At 35.8% G+C, this 20,365-nt stretch carries 25 protein-coding genes; 23 read left to right on the top strand and 2 right to left on the bottom strand.

Going from position 1 to position 20,365, the window contains the following annotated elements:
• Positions 1 to 258 precede the first annotated feature (258 nt).
• The 5 genes from F5ESL0225_RS06085 to F5ESL0225_RS06065 all read left to right on the top strand — a co-directional run bounded on the left by F5ESL0225_RS06085 (position 259) and on the right by F5ESL0225_RS06065 (position 3,780).
• Complete coding sequence (locus F5ESL0225_RS06085) at positions 259 to 939, top strand: histidine phosphatase family protein (RefSeq protein ID WP_122048078.1); 681 nt, start codon at positions 259 to 261, stop codon at positions 937 to 939.
• 45 nt (positions 940 to 984) lie between these two features.
• Positions 985 to 1,869, top strand: a complete 885-nt coding sequence (locus F5ESL0225_RS06080) for a cation diffusion facilitator family transporter (protein ID WP_122022101.1) — start codon at positions 985 to 987, stop codon at positions 1,867 to 1,869.
• Positions 1,870 to 1,883: 14 nt separating this feature from the next.
• Complete coding sequence (locus tag F5ESL0225_RS06075; protein WP_122022100.1) at positions 1,884 to 2,066, top strand: hypothetical protein; 183 nt, start codon at positions 1,884 to 1,886, stop codon at positions 2,064 to 2,066.
• 1 nt (position 2,067) lies between these two features.
• Complete coding sequence (locus tag F5ESL0225_RS06070) at positions 2,068 to 2,742, top strand: 2,3-diphosphoglycerate-dependent phosphoglycerate mutase (RefSeq protein WP_122024873.1); 675 nt, start codon at positions 2,068 to 2,070, stop codon at positions 2,740 to 2,742.
• 102 nt (positions 2,743 to 2,844) lie between these two features.
• On the top strand, positions 2,845 to 3,780 hold the full coding sequence (locus F5ESL0225_RS06065) for an AAA family ATPase (protein ID WP_122022098.1): 936 nt from the start codon (positions 2,845 to 2,847) through the stop codon (positions 3,778 to 3,780).
• 394 nt (positions 3,781 to 4,174) lie between these two features.
• On the opposite strand, the gene pepC is transcribed toward F5ESL0225_RS06065, so the two are convergent.
• Both pepC and F5ESL0225_RS06055 read right to left on the bottom strand, forming a co-directional pair.
• Positions 4,175 to 5,521: an aminopeptidase C gene (gene pepC / locus F5ESL0225_RS06060; protein ID WP_122022092.1), complete on the bottom strand. Its 1,347-nt coding sequence runs from the start codon at positions 5,519 to 5,521 to the stop codon at positions 4,175 to 4,177.
• Between the two features lie 79 nt (positions 5,522 to 5,600).
• A complete protein-coding gene (locus F5ESL0225_RS06055) occupies positions 5,601 to 5,900 on the bottom strand; it encodes a hypothetical protein (RefSeq protein ID WP_122024871.1) in 300 nt (99 codons plus the stop codon).
• Positions 5,901 to 6,088: 188 nt separating this feature from the next.
• On the opposite strand from F5ESL0225_RS06055, the gene F5ESL0225_RS06050 reads away from it, so the two are divergent.
• The 18 genes from F5ESL0225_RS06050 to pstB (F5ESL0225_RS05965) all read left to right on the top strand — a co-directional run bounded on the left by F5ESL0225_RS06050 (position 6,089) and on the right by pstB (F5ESL0225_RS05965) (position 20,348).
• The gene (locus F5ESL0225_RS06050) at positions 6,089 to 6,640 is read left to right on the top strand and encodes a dUTP diphosphatase (RefSeq protein ID WP_122022090.1); all 552 of its coding nucleotides are present in this window, start codon (positions 6,089 to 6,091) and stop codon (positions 6,638 to 6,640) included.
• A complete protein-coding gene (radA, locus tag F5ESL0225_RS06045) occupies positions 6,640 to 8,016 on the top strand; it encodes a DNA repair protein RadA (RefSeq protein WP_122048077.1) in 1,377 nt (458 codons plus the stop codon). Before F5ESL0225_RS06050 ends, radA begins: the two co-directional genes overlap by 1 nt.
• Positions 8,017 to 8,089: 73 nt before the next feature.
• The gene (gene gltX / locus F5ESL0225_RS06040; RefSeq protein WP_122024870.1) at positions 8,090 to 9,589 is read left to right on the top strand and encodes a glutamate--tRNA ligase; all 1,500 of its coding nucleotides are present in this window, start codon (positions 8,090 to 8,092) and stop codon (positions 9,587 to 9,589) included.
• Between the two features lie 121 nt (positions 9,590 to 9,710).
• Positions 9,711 to 11,135: a cysteine--tRNA ligase gene (cysS, locus tag F5ESL0225_RS06035; RefSeq protein ID WP_122024869.1), complete on the top strand. Its 1,425-nt coding sequence runs from the start codon at positions 9,711 to 9,713 to the stop codon at positions 11,133 to 11,135.
• A complete protein-coding gene (locus F5ESL0225_RS06030) occupies positions 11,128 to 11,568 on the top strand; it encodes a Mini-ribonuclease 3 (RefSeq protein WP_090093799.1) in 441 nt (146 codons plus the stop codon). The genes cysS and F5ESL0225_RS06030 overlap by 8 nt, the downstream gene beginning before the upstream one ends.
• Positions 11,555 to 12,310: a 23S rRNA (guanosine(2251)-2'-O)-methyltransferase RlmB gene (gene rlmB / locus F5ESL0225_RS06025; protein ID WP_090093800.1), complete on the top strand. Its 756-nt coding sequence runs from the start codon at positions 11,555 to 11,557 to the stop codon at positions 12,308 to 12,310. The genes F5ESL0225_RS06030 and rlmB overlap by 14 nt, the downstream gene beginning before the upstream one ends.
• Positions 12,311 to 12,583: 273 nt before the next feature.
• Positions 12,584 to 13,156, top strand: coding sequence for a sigma factor (locus F5ESL0225_RS06020; RefSeq protein ID WP_122024868.1), 573 nt, complete (start codon positions 12,584 to 12,586; stop codon positions 13,154 to 13,156).
• Between the two features lie 64 nt (positions 13,157 to 13,220).
• A complete protein-coding gene (locus F5ESL0225_RS06015) occupies positions 13,221 to 13,439 on the top strand; it encodes a hypothetical protein (RefSeq protein WP_122022086.1) in 219 nt (72 codons plus the stop codon).
• A 138-nt stretch (positions 13,440 to 13,577) separates the two neighbouring features.
• Entirely contained in the window at positions 13,578 to 13,727 is a 150-nt protein-coding gene (gene rpmG, locus F5ESL0225_RS06010) for a 50S ribosomal protein L33 (protein ID WP_118895935.1), read from the top strand.
• A gap of 6 nt (positions 13,728 to 13,733) precedes the next feature.
• On the top strand, positions 13,734 to 13,904 hold the full coding sequence (gene secE / locus F5ESL0225_RS06005; protein WP_090093804.1) for a preprotein translocase subunit SecE: 171 nt from the start codon (positions 13,734 to 13,736) through the stop codon (positions 13,902 to 13,904).
• Positions 13,905 to 14,003: 99 nt separating this feature from the next.
• On the top strand, positions 14,004 to 14,552 hold the full coding sequence (nusG, locus tag F5ESL0225_RS06000; protein WP_090093805.1) for a transcription termination/antitermination protein NusG: 549 nt from the start codon (positions 14,004 to 14,006) through the stop codon (positions 14,550 to 14,552).
• Between the two features lie 125 nt (positions 14,553 to 14,677).
• Positions 14,678 to 15,103, top strand: a complete 426-nt coding sequence (gene rplK / locus F5ESL0225_RS05995; protein ID WP_090093806.1) for a 50S ribosomal protein L11 — start codon at positions 14,678 to 14,680, stop codon at positions 15,101 to 15,103.
• A gap of 71 nt (positions 15,104 to 15,174) precedes the next feature.
• Positions 15,175 to 15,867 (top strand): 50S ribosomal protein L1, encoded by a 693-nt coding sequence (gene rplA, locus F5ESL0225_RS05990; RefSeq protein ID WP_090093808.1) that lies wholly within the window; start codon positions 15,175 to 15,177, stop codon positions 15,865 to 15,867.
• A 140-nt stretch (positions 15,868 to 16,007) separates the two neighbouring features.
• A complete protein-coding gene (locus F5ESL0225_RS05985; RefSeq protein WP_122022085.1) occupies positions 16,008 to 16,874 on the top strand; it encodes a phosphate ABC transporter substrate-binding protein in 867 nt (288 codons plus the stop codon).
• A 2-nt stretch (positions 16,875 to 16,876) separates the two neighbouring features.
• Entirely contained in the window at positions 16,877 to 17,869 is a 993-nt protein-coding gene (gene pstC / locus F5ESL0225_RS05980; protein ID WP_122022084.1) for a phosphate ABC transporter permease subunit PstC, read from the top strand.
• A gap of 7 nt (positions 17,870 to 17,876) precedes the next feature.
• On the top strand, positions 17,877 to 18,770 hold the full coding sequence (pstA, locus tag F5ESL0225_RS05975; RefSeq protein WP_090093814.1) for a phosphate ABC transporter permease PstA: 894 nt from the start codon (positions 17,877 to 17,879) through the stop codon (positions 18,768 to 18,770).
• A gap of 9 nt (positions 18,771 to 18,779) precedes the next feature.
• Entirely contained in the window at positions 18,780 to 19,580 is an 801-nt protein-coding gene (pstB, locus tag F5ESL0225_RS05970; protein ID WP_090093816.1) for a phosphate ABC transporter ATP-binding protein PstB, read from the top strand.
• 12 nt (positions 19,581 to 19,592) lie between these two features.
• Entirely contained in the window at positions 19,593 to 20,348 is a 756-nt protein-coding gene (gene pstB, locus F5ESL0225_RS05965; RefSeq protein WP_122022082.1) for a phosphate ABC transporter ATP-binding protein PstB, read from the top strand.
• The last annotated feature ends 17 nt before the right edge of the window (positions 20,349 to 20,365 follow it).

Here is a 20,365-nt window from a genome sequence, read left to right as displayed (position 1 = left end):
TACCTATAATTCTATAATGTGTTTTGATTTTTTGGGAGGAATTATGACAAAAATTTTATTAGCGGTAGTGTTGATAATCGTTCAATTTGATATCTAAGTTTGATCACTATATATTTACCGATAAAAATTTACTGTAGTCCATGCAATTAAAAATATTATTTATAACACTAATCTTACTGCAGGTAGGCTATTTATTTTATAAGGCATATATGTTATAGTTTAATCCACGTTATGCTATAGCTGAAAGGAGAATATAAGTTGGCAACGGAAATTTATTTAGTGCGTCATGGCGAGACCATGTTTAACCAGTTGAATAAAGTTCAGGGCTGGAGTGATTCGCCCTTAACAATAAAGGGAATCGACGACTTGAAAAAAACGGCTAATGCATTAAGTCAAGTTCATTTTGACAATATGTATTCTTCTGATCTTAAGCGAGCAATTGACACAGTTCATTTAATAAAAGATGCTAATCAAGTTTCTGAAATAGGTAAAATAAAGAAATTACCAGAATTTCGTGAGGTTTTCTTTGGCTCATTTGAAGGCGACGATATTGACAATACTTGGCAACAAGTTGCATTAGCTGCTGGTTTGAAAGCAGAAAAAGATATTACGAGTATTATTAATCAAGTTGGAATTGCTAGATTCCGGCAAGCAACGAAAAAAGCTGATCCACGGCATTTAGCAGAAAATAGCCAGGAATTAGATAAGCGAATGGAACGGGCAATTTCTGTTTTACAGGAATTGACTAAAAATGAGCAACGGATATTAATTGTTTCCCATGGTGATTTTATTAAAACTTTAGCAATTAAGTATTGGCAGCAAAGTGATGGTCAGCATGATATTATTTTTCCTAACAACGGCAGTATAAGTCGGGCACTTTTAGCTGATAATGGCAAGTTTGAAATTATTGATTACAATATTGATGCTGAAAATATTTAGAGTCCTACTAAAAGTAGGGCTTTTTGCTATTGAGAGGTGAAGTTAATGAATGATCATCGGACTAAGAGATATATTTATGTAACTGTTTTGAATGTAATTATAACGGTTAGTGAATTTTTAGGCGGTATAATATCTGGCTCGCTATCGTTATTGTCGGATGCAGTTCACAACTTAAGTGATGTTGGTGCAATTATTATTTCATTTATAGCTCATTTAATTAGTAAACGCCGTAGTAATCAGTATAAGACATTTGGTTATGAGCGTGCAGAAACTTTAGCTGCATTCACTAACGGAATTATTTTAATTATTATTAGTATTGTCTTATTTATTGAAGCAATTGAGCGTTTTTGGCAGCCTAATGAAATTAGTGGGCCAATTATGTTAGTAATAGCGATAATTGGGCTAGTGGCGAATGTGATTTCAATGTTAGTCATGCATCAAGCTGAACAAAATAATTTAAATGCTCGTTCAACTTTTATTCATATGCTAAGCGATGCGCTCTCAAGCGTAGCAGTGGTGATTGGTGCAATATGTATTTATTTTTGGCATGTCAGTTGGCTTGATCCAGTAATGACTATCTTAGTGTCACTCTTTGTTTTACACGAGGCTTATGGCTTAACCAAGCAGGCAGCTAATATTTTGATGGAATCTAACCCAGATATTGACTTAGCTGAAATAAATAAAATTGTATTGTCTTTTCCTGAAATTAAAAATATGCATCATGTTCATGTTTGGCGTTATAGTGAGCGCTATATCATGTTAGATGCTCATGTTAATGTAGCTCCCGAATTGACAGCGGAAGAATTTGAACAATTGACACAGGTAATTAGTCAAAAGCTGATAACTTTGGGTATCAACCATATTAACTTTCAAGTTGAATGTGAACGGGGGAAGAATCATCGGCTGATTGAGACTAATCATGATTATTAAGAATAGGAGAAAAAATGAATTTTCAAGTTAATCTTTTTACAGCAATTATTGTTTTAATCGTTGGCTTATATGATATGGCCTATGCTTTTAATAGAAAACGCTACAAGCAAAGTAAAGGTTATAATGCCTTTATGATTTTAGGGCTTATTTTTACAATTAGTGGCATTATTTTGTTAATTATGCATTGGGTGAAGTAAAATGGTGAAATTGGTACTATTGCGTCACGGAGAAAGCATTGCTAATTTTACCAATACTTATACTGGATGGAATGATGTCGCCTTAACTACGAAAGGAAGAGAGCAGGCCAAAGCAGCAGGTCAATTACTTAAGGAAATTGCAGATTTCAATCCTACTCATATTCATACTTCTATTTTAGTTCGAGCTATTGAAACAGCCAATATTGTCGCAGAAGCGGCCAATATTTTATATTTACCGCTAACTAAGACATGGCGCCTAAATGAACGACATTATGGCATTTTACGTGGAGTCAATAAAGACCTGTCACGACAAATTTATGGTGATAAGCAGGTTTTGAAGTGGCGTCGAGGTTTTTATTCAATTCCACCTGCTGGAAAAACACTTTATGATCGGCGCTATATTAATTGTGATATAAGACGTTTACCGCAAGCTGAAAGCCTCTACCAAACGCAACAACGTCTATTGCCGTACTATCAAACAGCAATTATAAGTAAAATGCTTAAAGGTGAAGATCAACTAGTAGTAGCTCATGGCTCTAGTTTACGAGCATTAATTAAAAAAATCGAACAAATAGATGATAATGAGATCGTAAAACTTGAAGTAGCTAATGCAGAACCCATTATTTATACTTTTGATGATTACTTACATATTTGTGATAAAAAAATTTTAAACTAAATTTTTAATTGCTTTTTACTTATAATTAAGAATTAGCCAAATTTATGTTAAAATTTACTACGATACTAAATAAATTTACATTCTTAGTTTGGAGTATAAGGTATGCGTAAAATATTTTTATTACGAGGCGCACCTGGCTCCGGTAAATCTTCTTTCATTTCACGCCATCATTTACAGCCATATGCGATCAGCCGCGACCAAATTCGCTTGTTGTTGGCTAATTTAACCTATTATTATGAAGAAGATACCGATTGCCTGCGTCAAGTTATTCCGCGCTCAGCAAATGAACAAACGGAAAAAGTGGTAGATTACCTCGTAGAAGAAAAAATGAAGCGTGGCGAAACCGTTATTGTTGATAGTACTCATATTTCTGTTGAAACTATTGAGCATTATCAGCCGTTGCTTGAACGCTATCGCTATGAATTATTTGTGGTTGATTTAATGTATCACAAGAATTTGCAAAATTTACTTAATCGTAATGAAATTCGCCGGCAATATGATTGGGTTAAGCCTGAGGTTGTGCGGGAAATGTATTTATCTTATCAAGATAATTTTGACTTGCCAGAATGGGCGCATGTAATCAATCCTAATCAAATGGCTAAAGTTTTGTCACAAAGAGAAAGTAATTTGGATCATTTTGCTCATGTAGTTGCCATTCCTGATCAGATGGCTGAAGCAGACTTTCCCCATGTACATATTTCTAATTTTTATTTTTCATTTAATGATAAATTTACTGCAAAGTATGGTACATATCGTAACGTAGTAACAATTGGTAAAACAAAAGATGAAATTATTAATCAATTTCGTTTACCCTATTTTGTATTTAAGTTTCATCATAAGCACTTTTTAATTTCTGCTTATCCAATTAGAAATGAACTGCTAGATCCAATTAAAAAGGTCAAAGGTGTTTGGACTTATTCAACTGGTTTAGTAAATTTAGCTGACTTCGTTGCACCTTTCCCGTCAAGTAAGCCACAGCATGTTCATCAATTCAACTTAAGTAAATTGCAACCAGACCGACTATTGCATATTTGGTAAAATTACGACGCAAGTAGGTCATTGTTGATAAAGAATTAGGATCTGATTCGATATTTAATCGGCATCAGGTCTTTTTAGTTTCAATTAAGTTGATTTTGGCCACAAAAAAACTGTTAATAGAATTTTCCATTATTAGATGCATAAAAGCGGCAATGTTTTATGGACAAGGCGACTGCTACCACAAGCCAACAGAGCTAAGCTAAGCAATTCTTGATTACATTGTGTATTATAATCAAGAAAACATAAAGTGCAGACTAAAAGGCTTAATGGCGATATTCAATCTCCATTAAGCCTCAGCCCAGTAATTATTAAAATTTATTAATCCAACTGCTGGAACTAACTTCAAATATTTGCAGAAGTTAGTCTTTTTATATTTTAAATTACTTTAAATTTTTTATTTAAAAGCTAAAGCACCCATTGGATCCCATGGTAGGAGTTGAATAGGGTCTTTAGCACCATCGGCAAATTCAGCTTTCAAGTCATCTGACAAGAATTTCTTATTAATAACAGCTTGGTAAACAAAAGCATCAAACCAAGCATCGCTCATCACAAAGTAACCTTTAAAGCCGGGTTTTTCACCCCAAGAGTTTTCAATCTTCCATTTAGTTGGCTTACCTTCAACAAGATCAACGCCCGTAATAACCATTGCGTGATCCATCATGCTTTCACCAGAATCAAGTTTATCAGCTTTTGACATGGATAAATCAATGTCAAATAACTCATCGCGCTTGTAAATATTAGTATCGAGTAAGCCAAGTTGTCTTTCCGAATCCTTACCAACATTGGAACCAAACCAAACAACTTCGCCAGCCTGCAATTGCTTAATGATTAAATCTTTCATTTCAGCAATTTCTAAGTTTAAGTGACGTACTTGACGACCACCAACCACGTTACCTAAGTACTCAACTGAGAAGACTTTATGATAAGGTTTGTCAGCAGTTGGCGAATTGATAATTGAGACATGATCCTCAAGATTCATACCAACATACTTAGCGAAGAACTCTTTTGGAGTAATTCCAGCTTCGCGGTGGTAATTACCTTCATCATCTTTGTATTCAAAGTCAAATTTCTTTGGTGGCATTCCTAATGAAACTACCAGAACACGGAAGACATCGTTTAAGAATTCATTCTTACGTGCCTCAACTTCATCTTCTGACTTACCTTCATTAATCATAGTGCGCAAAACTAGTCCATCTTTGCGTAAGAGCGTATTCAAGGTGTCATTTAAAGCACTTGAATTGGTAGCATTGGCTGTTTCTGGATAAACTGATTTTGGTACGATACCATATTTTTCAATTAAACCGCATAGCATATCCCATTGACCACCATCTTGTTGTGGGGTAGCAAATAAAAAGCTAACTTTGCGATCACCCAATGGTTGCTTAGCACTGGCAATCACATTTTCAAAGAACCAGTTTGATTTTTCAAATTTGTCCCAAAAGTTAGTATAGTTTTGGGATAATTCGAAGTCTTTAACTTTGTATTCCTTTTGTAGGGGATGACGCATCGTATTTAAAGCTGAGAACATCCAACAGCGACCTGATTGCTTTTGATCAGATGGTTTTCCCGTGTCAATTTCAATTGAAAAAGTTGGGTCTAAGTCGATTTTAGATTGTAAATTTTGACTAGCCTTATAGATACCATTTTGTTGGGCAGCGCGGCTAGCAATGTTGATACCGGCATGCTTAGCTAAATCAGCTGTATAGTTGGCAATATTATCATTGGTAATTTCTTTTGTCATAAATATTATTCCTCCTTAAAATATTACTTCTATTTTAGCTTAATCAGCTTAAGTAGTCTATTATAGAAAGCTAGCTTGATTATATACTATCAGGCTTATGGTACCAAATTTTGGCAAATTTAGGGTGCTGCTTAAAATAAGCAATTACTTGTGGGTCAAGTGGCCAAACAGGTGTGGCAGTTGTGGTAGAAATTTCAAAAATATTATGCATTTCATTAATAAAAAAAGCTTGTTCTGCTGCTGGGTTAAAAAAGAAGTGCTCTATAATCCAAACGTCTCTATCTGACCGAGATACTTTATCCATGACCCAGTGACAGACAAGAATATCGTCATCATCATAAACTTTACAAAATTGGTGGGAATTATTTAAATTGAACATCGTATTCCTTTCAGTATTAATAATTTGACCATTCTCTGTTTTACAAAAGTCGCTAATACCTGCAAAGTTTATAAATAACTTAATTGAACAAGCATTTTTAAGAGCTTTTACATATATAATAGTAGAATATTTTAAGTAAAATAGCTAATCTATTGTAAAATAGAGCTTATTAATTTAGAGGAGACAAAATGACGAAACTACGGGGCTTTGAAATTGTATCTAAATATCAAGATAAAAATATTACTTTACCTAGACGCCAGACCATTGCCAGCGCGGGTTATGATTTAGAAGCAGCTGTTGATATCGAGATTCCTAGTATCTGGCGACTTAATTTTGTGCGAATTTTTCGTTTGCTGCGTAATGGTCATCAATTGTATGAACCGGATTATGCTTTAGCTGATAGTATTTTGAAGCCATTGCTTATCCCTACTGGTATTAAGGCATATATGCCTGAAGATGAAGTACTAATTTTGGCCAACCGCTCATCGAATACTTTTAAGCGCAGCTTAAGTCTACCTAATGGTATTGGAGTGATTGATGCAGATTATTATAATAATAAAACAAATGAAGGTGAAATCTTTATCCAGGTACTCAATTATGGTGTTAGACCAATTAAAATTAAAAAAGGGCAACGAATTGGTCAGGGCATTTTTATTAAATATTATAAAACTGATGATGATTTACCAGTTGAACGCCAGAGACAATCAGGCTTTGGATCGACCAATTTAAAGGAGGATTAATGGCTAGAGTAAAAACCAAATACAAATGTCATTCTTGTGGCTATATTTCAGCGAGTTATTTGGGACGCTGCCCTAATTGTGGTGCTTGGAATCAGTTCGAAAAAGAAACTGAAACAAGTCCAACTCGTTCTAGTAAAGGTAGTCCCAGTCGGTTAATTAAACAAACTGGTGGCAGTGAACCCATTAAGATGGCACAGGTTAAGGCAGAAAAAGAAGAACGAATTCAGACTAGTATGGCTGAATTAAACCGTGTTTTAGGTGGTGGTATTGTCCCAGGCTCGCTAGTCTTAATTGGGGGAGATCCAGGTATTGGTAAGTCAACCTTAATGTTACAGATTATGAGTGAATTAGCGCAACAGCATAAAGTGCTTTATGTTTCAGGAGAAGAATCTGCTAACCAAATCAAGTTGCGGGCAGAACGTTTGGGACTAGAGGCTGATAATATGCTACTTTATCCTGAAACAGATATGGAAGAGATTCGCCAGCAAATTGATACTATTCAGCCTGACTTTGTTGTTATTGATTCAATTCAAACAATGAATGAACCTAGTCTTGATTCAATGACTGGTTCGGCTTCACAGGTACGAGAAGTCACTAGTGAACTGATGAAAATCGCAAAAATAGATGCAATTACAGTTTTTGTGATTGGGCATGTAACTAAAGAAGGAGCAATTGCCGGTCCCAAAATCCTGGAGCATATGGTAGATACCGTGTTATATTTTGAAGGCGATGAGCATCACGCTTATCGAATCCTGCATTCAGTTAAAAATCGCTTTGGAGCTGCTAATGAAATTGGCATGTTTGAAATGGCTCACAAAGGTCTTAAAGAAGTAACCAATCCATCAGCAATCTTTTTAGATGAGCGCTTGCCGCAATCGACCGGTTCGGCAATTGTAGTTTCTTTAGAAGGGACGCGGCCGCTACTAGCTGAAATTCAAGCTTTAGTTACTCCGACCGCTTTTGGCTATGCAAAAAGGACAACTTCAGGATTAGATTTTAATCGGGCCGCATTATTGTTAGCAGTTTTAGAAAAAAGGGGTAATTTAATGCTCCAAAATCAAGATGTTTACTTAACTGCAACAGGTGGGATTCGTTTAAATGAACCAGCTATCGATTTAGCAATTATTATGGCGATTGCTTCTAGTTATAAAAATCAAGAAATTTCTCCAACTGATTGTTTCGTAGGTGAAGTAGGTCTAACGGGTGAAGTGCGGCGCGTTAATCAAATTGATGCGCGAATTAAAGAAGCAGCTAAGACTGGTTTTAAACGAATTTTTATTCCTAAGCACAATATGCGTAGTAGTTTGCAAGAATTAGGAATTGATGTGATTCCTGTAGCTAGTATTTTACAAGCTTTAAAGTTGGTATTAGAATAGGAAAGATTGAACTTTTGTCATATTACGGGTAAACTAAAATTGTGTAATTAACTATTTGAAAGAGGCATAAATTTTGGCAAAACAAAAAGTAAGAGTAAGGTATGCCCCGAGTCCAACGGGACACTTACATATAGGAAATGCAAGAACCGCGCTATTTAATTATTTATTTGCACGGCATAACAAAGGAACGTTTGTTTTAAGAATCGAAGATACGGACACTAAACGTAATGTTAAAGGCGGTTCCCAATCGCAAATGGAAAACCTGCATTGGTTAGGAATTGATTGGGACGAAGGACCTGATAAGGGCGGTAATTTTGGACCATATCGACAGTCTGAACGTAAAGACATATACAATCAGTATATCCAACAACTGCTTGATGAAGGTAAAGCATACTATTCATACAAGACACAAGAAGAACTTGAAGAACAACGTGAAGAACAACGGGCAATGGGAATTGCTCCGCACTATACTTATGAATATGAAGGAATGACTGCAACTGAAATTGCGGCTAGCCAAGAAGAAGCCAAGGCCAAGGGTTTAATTCCAGTAGTCAGAATTCATATTCCAGAAATGAGAACATATGCTTGGGATGATATCGTTAAAGGCCATTTGAGTTTTGAATCTGATACTATCGGTGGCGATTTTATTATTCAAAAGCGCGATGGCATGCCAACGTATAACTTTGCAGTCGCCATAGATGATCATTTAATGGAAATTACGCATGTTTTGCGCGGCGATGACCATATTTCAAATACTCCAAAACAATTAGCCGTATATGAAGCATTAGGCTGGGAACCACCGCAGTTTGGACATATGACGTTGATTAATAATCCAGAAACTGGTAAAAAGCTGTCTAAACGTGACGAATCAGTGCTTCAGTTTATTGAACAATACCGTGACCTGGGTTATTTACCAGATGCCATGTTTAATTTTATTACGCTTTTGGGATGGTCACCAGTTGGTGAAAGTGAAATTTACTCACAACGGGAATTAATTAAGCAGTTTGATCCCGCCCGGCTATCTAAATCACCGGCTGCCTTTGATCAAAAGAAATTGGAATGGATTAATAACCAATATATTAAACAGGCCGATCGAGATGTTTTACTTGACTTAGCTCTTAACAATTTACAAGAAGCAGGGTTAATTGAGCTAGATCCTAGTCCAGAAAAAATGGAATGGGTGCGTCAATTAGTGAATATTTATTCTGTGCAAATGTCATATACTAAGCAGATCGTTGATTTAACTAAGATTTTCTTTGCCGCTCCTAAAGACTTGAGTGATGAAGAAATTGACGAAATCCGTAAGGATGAAGCTAGACCAGTAATTGAAGAATTCAAGCGACAACTGACATCATTATCGCGGTTTACGGCCACTCAAATTATGCAGGCAGTTCAAGCAACGCGTGCCCAAACAGGTATTAAAGGTAGAAGACTGTTTATGCCTATTCGAATTGCTACAACTAGGTCAATGGTTGGACCAGGTATTGGTGAAGCAATGGAGCTTTTGGGCAAAAAACGGGTATTAAAACACCTTGATTTAACCTTGAAACAAATGAGTGAAAACGGTTTGTAATTAAGCAAGGAACAGCGTATTACGCCTTAAAAGCGGAATACGCTATTTCTTTTAGTAAAAATCAATTAATTAATTGTGTTTTTGTTAAAAGAAAATTTTTTAGAAAGGCAAGTTAGCCGCTGTGAAAATTTACAATACTTTAACTAAGACTAAAGAAGAATTTCGCCCAATTAAGCCTGGTGAGATTTCGATGTATGTTTGTGGACCAACAGTGTACAACTATATTCATATTGGTAACGCGCGTAGCGTGGTTGCATTCGACACAATTCGCCGCTATTTTGAATATAAAGGTTACCGAGTTAATTATGTTTCTAATTTTACCGATGTCGACGATAAAATGATTAATGAGGCACGGGCGCAAAAAATCTCAGTATCGGCTTTAGCTCAGCACTATATTGAAGCATATCGTGTAGATACGGCCGCACTTAATGTCCAGCCAGCAACGCTAAATCCTCGTGCAACAAATGAAATTACGGCAATTATTAAATTTATTCAGCAATTAATTACTAAAGGCTATGCTTATGAATCTGCTGGTGACGTTTATTACCGTACCCGTAAGTTTGCTAATTATGGTGCTTTAAGCAGCCAAAATATTACTGAACTTGAAGCAGGTGCTTCTGAACACGTTAATGTGGCCGAACAAAAGCGCAAAGAAGATCCACTTGACTTTGCCCTTTGGAAGAAACAAAAGCAAGCTGATGAAATTGCTTGGGCATCACCTTGGAGTTTAGGGAGGCCAGGCTGGCATATTGAATGTTCAGTAATGTCGACTAAATATCTAGGTAATACTATTGATATTCATGGTGGTGGTCAAGATTTAGAATTTCCTCATCATGAAAATGAAATTGCGCAAAGTGAAGCTGCTACTGGCGAAAAGTTTGTGCATTATTGGATGCATAATGGTTTTGTAACAGTTGGAGCTGATCAAGCTAAGATGTCTAAGTCGTTACATAACTTTGTAACCGTACACGATTTGTTGAAAACAACGGATCCCCAGGTATTGCGCTTTTTTATGGCAAGTGTTCACTATCGGCGACCAATTAATTATTCAACTGAAAATCTTGAGCAAGCAAAGAATATTTTGCAAAAATTTAAAAATACGTTGGTAAATCTGGCATATCGGCTAAATGACAGTTCGATAAGTGACAAGTCGCCTGCAGTTCAAGCAGCTATTGCTCAAACAGAGCGTAACTTTATTAAAGCAATGGATGATGATTTAAATGTTCAAAATGCTTTAGCAGCGATTTATGATTTATTGCCAATACTTAATGCTAATCTTAGTTTGGCAAAAGTAGATAAAGAAGCCTTAAAGCATGCGCAAAAATTGTTGACTGATTGGTTAGGAATTTTTGGTATTAGTACTAAAAAATTGCTTACCACAGTTAAAAAACAGGATGATGATGAAATAGTTCGGTTAGTTGCCCAACGAGAACAAGCACGAAAAAATAAAGAATGGGCAAAAAGTGATGAGTTGCGGGATAAGTTGAAAGCAATGGGGATAACTGTAGAAGATACTCCGCAAGGAACAAGGTGGAGACGTGATTAAGAAAAATTTAATTGAGCAAAAAATAAATCCGGATACGCTTAATGGTCAGACTCTAGCTTATTTGGGGGATGCTGTTTATGAAATTGCTATTCGTGAACATTTAATTAAATGTCAAATTGTTAAACCACAGGTTTTACAGCGCCAAGCAACTTATTATGTGTCAGCTAAAGCACAAGCAGCCTTAATTACTAAATTACAAAATGATAATTTGCTTACTCAAGCTGAAATTGCTACTTTTAAAAGAGGACGCAATGCTAAAGCACATACTAAAGCTAAAAATACAAGTTTAGCTACGTATCAGCTCTCTACTGGTTTTGAGGCAGTTTGGGGTTATTTGAAATTATTAGATAAAAACGAACGCATTCATGAATTAACAAAATGGTGTATAGAAACCGTAGAGAATGGTGGTATTGATAATTATGAATTCGAATGAAAAAGATTTTGTTTTTGGCAAGCATGCAGGATTAGATTTTTTAAAGACGCAAAATGCTGATCGAATTAATAAGATTTTCTTGCAAGAAAATCTACAAGCAAGTTTAACTAATGAGGTATACACTTTAGCTAAGAAAAAGAAAATAATTGTGCAACTTGTTCCAAAAAGTAAATTGGATCGTTTAGTAGCAGGAGCTAACCATCAGGGGTTAGTTTTGACGATTGCTAGCTTTGAATATGCTGCTTTGGATGAATTATTGGATCAATTTGAACGTCAAGAACGTGAGCCATTTTTATTAATGTTGGACTCAATTGAAGACCCCCATAATTTGGGCTCAATATTGCGGACAGCTGATGCAACGGGGGTTGATGCAGTTATCATTCCCAAACGTCATGCTACTGGGTTAACATCTGTCGTTGCTAAAACTTCAACTGGGGCCATTGATCACGTACCCGTAGCTAGAGTAAATAATTTAGTTCAAACTAGTCAAATGCTTAAAAAAAGAGGTTATTGGTTATTTGGTACGGATATGACGGGGACAGATTATCGTAAATGGAATAGTAATGGTAGAACTGTTTTAGTTATTGGCAATGAAGGTAAGGGCATTTCACGCTTACTTAAGGAACAAATGGATCAAATGTTAACTTTGCCAATGGTTGGGCAAGTTCAATCACTAAACGCAAGTGTTGCTACTGGTGTCTTGCTTTATCAAATGCTTAATAGTCGGAATCCCTTACAATAATGTTGTAATGAAAAAACTCCTAACTGTCAGATTAAAAACTGACAGCTAGGAGTTTTTTATTTAAAAGGTCAAAGAATATACAAGGACAATACGAGTAATTAATTTTAGAACTTTGTAAAGTAAAACTCAGCTAATATTTCACATGGGAAAATGGTTGTGGCTAGTAAAAAAGCCTTTGAAAAATCATGAGAACAATAAACTAAAGTTCGCTATTTATCTTTTTAAAAACTACGTATTCTGCATTCAAAAATTAAAAATTAAGGAGATAAGAAAATGCAGAAGTTTACGGACAATCTAGCCGAAGAAGCTACTTTAATTAACCAAGTTAAGAATGGCAAAGAAGATGCCCTGAAAAAATTGTATATTCGGTATCAACCACTTGTTAATAGCATTATTAACAAATATTACTTGCGCTGCTATGACAAACAGGATTGGGAACAAGATGCACTTTTTATTTGTTATCAATCAGCGATTAGCTACGTCGACGGCAAAGGTAAATTTGCCAGTTATTATAAGACCAGATTGACTAATCATGCTAAAACATTAGTTCGTTATGAAAATGCCTATCGTCGACGTGCTCTTACCCAGTCGATCTCGATTGAAAAGGCAGTTGCCAGTGGGCTGCGTCCTTTACAGGTAAATCAAGTTAGTCCAAGTGAAGTTCCTTTAAATGATCAATTAGCCGAGATAATTGATCATTTATCAGATTTAGAAGGGATAGCTTTGTTAGTTGTTTTAGGAATTGTGCCGCAAGAAGAAGTATTGGCCAATTTAAAGATTGAAAAAAAATCTCTTATAAGAGCTAAGTCTCGTTTGGCGCAAAAGATGCGTTACCATTTATTGTAATAGTGACTACTAAATAAAAAGATGTATAATGAATCCTTAGAAAATATGTGGAAAGGTATGTAAGATGACAGAGGAGTTAAGCAAATCAACTTTATTAAACCAACCAATGAAAGAAGTATTTGATTGGAGCGACTTGGAACTTTCCGTTAGAGATGTTCTCTGGGATTATTTGCTGGAAAAAGATGGCAGAGATGCTATCAAGGCTGAGGAAGACATGCTTTATTTTTTAAATGTTGGTGATGAAAAAATAAAATTATTCTTAACTGAAAATCTTAAAAAGTAGATTTTTAATTAATTAATTTGCTAATAATTAGTACTTAGACTTAGTTTTAGGTTAAAATAGCTAAATGGCGTAGAAGTATTAAATTAATTGCTTAAGAAAAAAATGTTTGCTAAAATACAATAGTTTGGAAGTGAGATTATGGCAGTGAAAAAAGCAGCTTTAGCTTGTAGCCGTTGTGGCTCGCGTAATTACTCAATCACGGCAAGTAAAAATCGCACTCAGCGACTTGAATTGAATAAATTTTGTAAGCATTGCAGTAAAATGACTTTACATAAAGAAACGAGGTAAGAAGTAGTGATTAAGTTTTTTAAAAGTGTTGTTGAAGAAATGAAACTGGTTACTTGGCCATCTGCCAAGCAGAATCGTCACGATACGGGAACTGTGATTGTTACTTCAATTTTGTTTGCCACTTATTTAGGTTTGTTAGACTTATTGTTTAGCAGTTTGACACAAATAGTGATGTAATGGCATAGATTTGCTAATCGTGTTATAATGCATATAATTAAAGAGACCTCTAGTGCAGAGGTTTTTTTCTTTGCCAAAAATAAAAGGAGAATTTTAATAATGGTTGAAACAACTAAAAAACAATGGTACGTTCTGCATACGTATTCTGGATATGAAGACAAAGTTAAATCTGACTTGCTTTCACGGGCACAAAGCATGGGGATGCAGGATTATATTTTTCGGGTAATGGTTCCTGAACAAGAGAAAATTGAAAAAGTTAATGATAAGAAAAAAGAAGTTGAAGAAAAAATCTTTCCAGGTTATGTATTAGTGGAAATGGTTATGACAGATGAAAGTTGGTTTGTTGTACGAAATACCCCTAATGTCACTGGTTTTGTTGGTTCTCATGGTGGGGGATCTAAACCATCACCATTACTTGATGAAGAAGTGAATCGTCTGTTGCGGCAACAGGGTGAACCAGCCAAGCGTCCGCAAATTGATTTTGAAGTTGGTGAAACAGTTACCATTATTGATGGAGCTTTTAATGGAGTTGAAGGTAAAATTACAGAAATTCAACCGGATAAGTACAAACTTTTTGTTTCGGTTGATATGTTTGGCCGGGCAACTACAACTGAATTAGATTATGATCAGGTAAAGAAAATCAGTTAAAATTATCTCAATTATTGCAAATCAACTTAAACGATGTTACGCTATTAACGTAGTTTTATTATTGTGGGAGGAAGAGTAGATACTCTTCCATTTTAACCGCACACGGAATCAAGGAGGTTTTGACCGTGGCAAAAAAAGTTATTAACGTTGTCAAATTACAAATACCAGCTGGTGCTGCAACACCTGCTCCTCCAGTTGGTCCTGCTTTAGGTCAAGCTGGAATTAACATTGTTGGCTTTACCAAAGACTTCAATGCTAGAACTGCTGATCAAAAAGGCATGATTATCCCTGTAGTCATCACAGTTTACGAAGATCGTTCATTTGAATTCGTGACTAAGACTCCACCTGCTCCAGTACTTTTGAAGCAAGCAGCTAAAATTGATAAGGCGTCTGGCGAACCTAACACCAAGAAGGTTGGTAAGGTTACTAAAGATCAAGTTAAGGAAATCGCTGAAACTAAGATGAAGGACCTTAATGCTGCTGATATCGAAGCTGCTATGCGGATGATTGAAGGTACTGCTAGAAGTATGGGTATCGAAGTCGAAGACTAATCCTGTTATTTATAACAATTTAGGTGGGAGAGCCTTAGGCTTGCTTGACCACATATTAAGGAGGAAATCACATGCCAAAGCATGGTAAAAAATATTTAGAAGCTGCTAAAAAAGTAGATTCAAAGAAATTGTATTCAGTCGCTGAAGCAATGAAGCTAGTTAAGGAAACTTCATATGCAGGCTTTGATGCTTCAGTTGAAGTTTCATACAATTTAAGTGTCGATCCTAAACAAGCAGATCAACAGATTCGTGGTTCAATTGTTTTGCCTAATGGTACCGGTAAAACGCAAAAAGTGATTGTTTTTGCTGAAGGTGCTCAAGCTGAGCAAGCTAAAGCAGCTGGAGCTGATGAAGTTGGCTCTGATGACTTGGTAGAAAAAGTACAAAACGGTTACTTAGATTTTGATGTTGTTGTTGCTACCCCAACTATGATGGCCAAAGTAGGTCGCTTAGGTAGAGTTTTAGGGCCTAAAGGTTTAATGCCTAACCCTAAGACCGGAACTGTAACAATGGATGTTGAAAAAGCAGTTAAGAATGTTAAGGCTGGTCAAGTAGAATATCGTGTTGACCGTCAAGCTTCGATTCATGCTGCAATTGGTAAAGTTTCATTTACTGATGAACAATTGATTGAAAACTTTGATGCTTTGCGTGACGTTATTTTGCGTGCGCGTCCATCAGCTGCCAAAGGGCAATATGTTAAGAGTGTAGCAGTTGCTGCAACTTTTGGCCCTGGAATTAAATTGGATCCACTAAATTTGGATTAATTTGAATAAATAATAAGGACAACTTTGCCGCTTAGCAAGTTGTCTTTTTTTTACTTAATTTTAAGTAATTATGATTGGTTGATTGCTCAAGTTTTGATAAACTAAAATTGAAATTAAAATGTTTAATTGAGGAATTTATAATGCGAAAAAGTAATTTTGTCCAACTGCTGGCCTGCTGTTTGTTAGTGCCGCTTTTTTTAGTTGGTTGCAGCAAAAACGGTCAAAAAATCACTATAGTTGGTTCTAGTGCCTTGCAACCGCTCATCGAGCAAGCAGGTAATGATTATCATCTGGCTCACCTTAATAGTAATATTGTTGTACAAGGTGGCGGTTCAGGTACTGGCTTGAGCCAGGTTCAAGCAGGAGCAGTTGAAGTGGGTACTTCAGATGTTTTTGCTGAGACACAAAAGGGAATCGATGCCCAAAAATTAAAGGATTACCCTGTAGCAATAGTGGGGATAGTTCCAATTGCTAATAAAGCTGTGGGCATCAAGAATTTGTCAAAAAAACAATTAGCTGATATCTTTACTGGTAAAATAAAAAATTGGCATGAGGTTGGCGGAAAAAATTTACCAATCATTGTAATTAACCGCTCGCGTGGTAGTGGGACAAGGTCAACTTTTGAGGATCTAATACTTAATGGTAAAGATGCAGTCAATTCACAAGAACAAGACTCCAATGGTAGTGTTAAAAAAATTGTTAATTCTACCCCAGGAACAATTTCCTATATTTCCTTTCCTTACGCTAATGATCAAAATATTCAAAAGATAAGTATTAATCATGTTGTGCCTGATAATAAGAATATTCCTTCCAATAAGTGGCCATTATGGTCATATGAACATATGTATACTAAGGGCAAGCCTAATAAAGCAACAGCGGCCTTCATTGATTACGTATTGAGCCCAAAGGTACAAAAAGAAGTAGTACCAAAAATTGGTTATTTAAGTATAAATGAAATGAAAGTTGTTCGTGACAGTCAAAATAAAGTTTCAAAGATAAGGAATTAACTATGGTAAAAAAAGAACAGGATTTGCAAAAGGTTGTTGAAAAAGCAATCTCGGCGCAAAAGGTTCCACATGTTAAATTTAAGGGAATCGATCCCAGAAATATTGATGTAGCACGACTGACTAAGCCATCAAAAGAAACTCGACAAGAACGCTGGGGGAAAGGGTTGACCTTTTTAGCAATTATTTTAATTGTAATTTTAATTATTGCTATTATTGGCTTTGTTGGTAGTCATGGCTTAGCTACTTTTTTCAATGATAAAGTTAATATATTCAAATTTTTATTTTCATCTGATTGGAACCCAAGTGCAGGAAAAGATCATGTCGGGGCAGCGGCGATGATTGTTACTTCTTTTGCAGTAACACTTTTAGCAGCTTTAATTGCCACCCCGTTTTCAGTGGCTGTAGCACTATTTATGACAGAATATGTTTCTCATAAGCGGGCAAATTTATTGCAATCTGTGATTGAACTGTTAGTTGGTATTCCATCTGTTGTTTATGGCTTTTTAGGGTTAACGGTGGTAGTACCGTTGATTAGAACAATTTTTGGTGGTACTGGTTTTGGTATTTTAACTGCAACTTTAGTTTTATTTGTTATGGTTTTGCCAACGATTACTTCACTTACCGTTGACGCTTTTAAAGCGGTGCCCAAAGAGCTACGTAAATCATCAGCAGCTTTAGGAGCAACTAAATGGCAAACTATTTATCATGTTGTCTTACGGGCGGCAAGAAGTAGAATAATGACGGCAATTATATTTGGAATGGCTCGGGCTTTTGGCGAAGCACTAGCTGTACAAATGGCAATTGGGAATGCTGTATTGATGCCGTTTAATTTGGTTAGCCCAGCAGCTACTTTAACTAGTCAATTAACCAGTCAAATGGGTAACACAGTAATGGGAACTTTACCTAATAATGCATTATGGTCATTAGCTTTGTTGTTATTAGTGATGTCTTTATTTTTCAATTTCTTAGTACACTTAATTGGAAAGAAGGGCTAGTGTTATTATGAATTCAAAAAGAAATAATCAAATTGCTACCGGGGTAATTTATTTTTTAGTTGCCATCGTAATTTTGTTATTAATTGGTATTATTGGTAATATTATATTTTCAGGGATATCACACTTATCTTGGCAGTTTTTAACCTCCAGTTCTTCTTCTTTTGAAGCTGGGGGAGGAATTAGAGATCAACTGTTTAATTCACTTTATTTGCTACTATTAACTTTAATTATTTCGCTACCAATTGCACTGGGGGCAGCGATTTACCTTGCCGAGTACGCAGCCAATAATTGGCTAACGCAATTAATTAGAACTACAATTGAAATTTTGAGTTCTTTACCATCGATAGTTGTTGGCTTATTTGGTTATTTAGTATTTGTAGTGCAATTTGGGTTAGGTTTTTCTATTATTTCTGGTGCGCTTGCCTTAACCTTTTTCAATTTACCAATTTTAACAAGTAATATTGAAGAAGCAATTAAAGGTGTACCGCAGACCCAACGTGAAGCAGGTTGGGCTTTGGGACTATCAAATTGGAAAACTATTCGAGGAATTGTAATTCCTGCCGCTTTACCCGGAATAATCACTGGAGTAATTTTAAGTGCAGGACGTGTTTTTGGTGAAGCAGCAGCTTTAATTTATACAGCAGGTCAAAGTGGCTCGACAGTCGACTATTCAAACTGGAATATGTTCAGCCCAACTAGTTTTTTAAACGTAATGCGTCCCGCTGAAACATTGGCTGTTCATATTTGGAAAGTTAATACAGAAGGAATTATTCCAGATGTAAATGTTGTTTCAGCAGCTACTTCCGCTCTATTAGTAATTGTGGTAATTATATTTAATTTTGGTGCTCGGGCACTAGGTAATTATCTGTATAAACGATTAACTGGGGCTAAGATAAAATAAGGAACTTCTATGGAAAATTGGCAAAATCAACCTAACTATATTAAAACTTTTGATGAAGACGAGTGTGCTATTTATACACAAGATTTGAGTGTATTTTATGGCGGTACAATTCAAAAACTGTTTGATGTTAGTTTGGGCTTTAAAAAAAATACAATCACAGCACTTATCGGTGCTTCAGGATCAGGTAAATCGACATTTTTACGTTCACTTAATCGCATGAATGATCAGGTTGCTAGAGTTGATGGTAGTATAATTTTTCATGATCTTGATGTGAACCAAAAGAAGATTAATGTTTATGAATTACGTAAGACAATTGGAATGGTTTTTCAAAAACCTAATCCTTTTCCCAAATCAATTAAAGATAATATTATCTATGCTTTAAAAGCAAACGGGCAGCATGATAAAGCTACTTTGGAACAATTAGTTGAAGAAAGTTTGCGGGCAGCTGCTCTGTGGGATGAGGTTAAGGATAAATTAGACCAAAGCGCATTAGCCCTTTCTGGTGGACAACAGCAGCGGTTATGTATTGCGCGGGCGATTGCCCTAAAGCCTGAAATTTTGCTTTTGGATGAACCAGCAAGTGCATTAGATCCAGTTTCAACAGCTAAACTAGAGGATACGTTAAAGCAGTTGCGAGAAAAATATACGATGGTTATGGTTACACACAATATGCAGCAGGCATCAAGGATTAGTGAATATACAGCTTTCTTTCATTTAGGCCATGCACTTGAATATGACACCACCTCTAATATTTTTACTAATCCGCAGGGCTCAATCACAGAAAAGTATATTCAAGGTAGTTTTGGCTAAAGGAGCAAGCGTATGAAAAATGTCATGGAAGCACAAGATGTTAAATTGAGCTATGGAAAATATGAAGCCTTACATGGAATAACTTTAAAATTTCCAGCTCAAAAATTAACAGCATTAATTGGTCCATCTGGATGTGGTAAGTCGACTTTCTTACGTTGCTTAAATCGCATGAATGATGATATCGATAATATTAAAATTAGTGGCAAAATTTTGTTAGAAGATAAGGATATTTATCATACTCATCTTGATTTAGTTTCTTTGCGAAAAAAAGTTGGGATGGTTTTTCAACAGCCGACCCCCTTTCCGTTTTCAGTTTTTGATAACGTAGCTTATGGTCTGAGAGTAGCTGGAGTTAAAGATAAAACTGTAATTGAGCAGCGAGTTGAAGAAAGTTTAAAGCAAGCTGCAATTTGGGAAGAAACTAAAGATAATTTACAGCGAAATGCTCAAGAATTTTCTGGTGGGCAGCAACAAAGAATTTGTATTGCTCGTGCTTTGGCAGTTAGACCAGAAGTGGTTTTGCTTGATGAACCGACCTCCGCATTAGATCCAATTTCAAGTGCAGAAATTGAAGAAACTCTAATGGGATTAAAGAAAAAGTACACCTTTATTATGGTGACCCATAACTTGCAACAAGCTAGTCGCGTTTCAGATCAAGTGGCGTTTCTAATGAATGGTGAATTAATTGAATCTGGCTCAACTGAAGCAATGTTTTTGGCACCTAAAAAAGAAATTACTAGTAATTATCTAAATGGTCGGTTCGGTTAATATATAGGAGTAAGTTT

Source organism: Lactobacillus sp. ESL0225 (assembly GCF_003692905.1).
Classification (GTDB): Bacteria; Bacillota; Bacilli; order Lactobacillales; family Lactobacillaceae; genus Lactobacillus; species Lactobacillus bombicola.
Note: the sequence above shows the minus strand (reverse complement) of the source record. Positions and strands in the feature narration are given on the sequence as shown.